General features: G+C 54.0%; 1 rRNA gene. It reads left to right on the top strand.

From position 1 onward, the window contains the following. Window positions 1-598, top strand: a 16S ribosomal RNA gene (locus tag ACLIBG_RS15600); the annotation flags it as partial.

Genomic DNA, 598 nt, shown 5'->3' with positions numbered 1-598 from the left:
GTTGTCCGGAATTATTGGGCGTAAAGCGCGCGCAGGCGGTCCTTTAAGTCTGATGTGAAATCCCACGGCTTAACCGTGGACGGTCATTGGAAACTGGAGGACTTGAGTACAGAAGAGGAGAGTGGAATTCCACGTGTAGCGGTGAAATGCGTAGAGATGTGGAGGAACACCAGTGGCGAAGGCGACTCTCTGGTCTGTAACTGACGCTGAGGTGCGAAAGCGTGGGGAGCGAACAGGATTAGATACCCTGGTAGTCCACGCCGTAAACGATGAGTGCTAGGTGTTAGGGGGTTTCCGCCCCTTAGTGCTGCAGTTAACGCATTAAGCACTCCGCCTGGGGAGTACGGCCGCAAGGCTGAAACTCAAAAGAATTGACGGGGGCCCGCACAAGCGGTGGAGCATGTGGTTTAATTCGAAGCAACGCGAAGAACCTTACCAGGTCTTGACATCCTCTGCCAGCGGTAGAGATACCGTGTTCCCTTCGGGGACAGAGTGACAGGTGGTGCATGGTTGTCGTCAGCTCGTGTCGTGAGATGTTGGGTTAAGTCCCGTAACGAGCGCAACCCTTAATATTAGTTGCCAGCATTCAGTTGGGCAC

This window comes from Virgibacillus sp. W0181 (genome assembly GCF_051846915.1).
Taxonomy (GTDB): domain Bacteria; phylum Bacillota; class Bacilli; order Bacillales; family Amphibacillaceae; genus JBPYCR01.
This window is presented reverse-complemented; position numbering and strand designations above follow the sequence as displayed.